The organism is Actinosynnema sp. NPDC023658, assembly GCF_040639995.1.
In the GTDB taxonomy this organism is placed as follows: domain Bacteria; phylum Actinomycetota; class Actinomycetes; order Mycobacteriales; family Pseudonocardiaceae; genus Actinosynnema.
In genome coordinates, this window is record NZ_JBFAAX010001333.1 from 1 (window position 1) to 892 (window position 892).

General features: G+C 73.1%; 1 protein-coding gene. It reads right to left on the bottom strand.

Annotated elements, in window-relative coordinates:
* Positions 1–467: 467 nt before the first annotated feature.
* Positions 468–800: a DUF3140 domain-containing protein gene (locus AB0G02_RS40745; protein WP_360806060.1), complete on the bottom strand. Its 333-nt coding sequence runs from the start codon at positions 798–800 to the stop codon at positions 468–470.
* Between the last annotated feature and the right edge of the window lie 92 nt (positions 801–892).

Genomic DNA, 892 nt, shown 5'->3' on the forward strand with positions numbered 1-892 from the left:
CGGGTTCGGCCGCCTTGGTGCGCTCGGCTGCCTTGGTGCGCTCGCCCGGCCTGGTGGGCTCGGCGGGCTGGGGGATGAGGTCGGCCAGGTAGGTGGCCGCCAACTCGTCGTAGATCGGTGTTGAGCTCACATTCCGGCATCCTGTCCGGCCGCGCGCCCCAGCGCTGCCCCTCTCACTCCTGTGGGTTACGTCCCGGACGTCAAACGGCACCCGGAACCGCACCTTTGCGGAGACGTCCGCGCTGGTCGCGGGCGTTCGCGGACCGCGGCGGACGGTCCTGGGCGCATGACCGCGCGACCCCGGCGACCAGCCGGTATCGGAGTACGTGATTGGGCACCGGTAACGGGGGTACCCGTGCCTGCGATGAGGGCTTAGGCGGCCACCGCCCCCCGATTGGCCGCCTGACAAGTCCCGGCCGGGCTCCCCTCCCCCCAAGAGTCCGGCCGGGCACCTCACCCGCGGGGGCTCACTTGAGCGGGTCGTGACCCCAGTTCATCAGCGAGTACCGCCAGGCCGTGTGCTCGACGTCCTTGCCGGGTCGTTGCGCGCCGTGCCGGTGCACGTAGCCGACGACCTTGCGCATGTGCCGGTAGTCGTCGTCGGTCAGGTCGCCCTTGCGGGCGCGCAGCAGCGTGACGATCCGCCGCCCGGACGCGTGCCCGGTCGACTCGCCGCCGCCGGAGGAGTCACCCACCTCTGTGGACTCACCGGTGGTCAGCCAGCCCTCCAGCTCGGCCGCGGTCATGTTCACCGCCTCGCCGAAGTCCTTCCGGATGCTCTCGCGTTCGTCGTCGTCCACGGCTCGACCTCCGCGTTCCCGTGGGGGGGGGGGGGGGGCCCCCACCGACACCGGAAACCCGCCCGCGGGGGGGGGGGGGGCCCGGGGGGGGC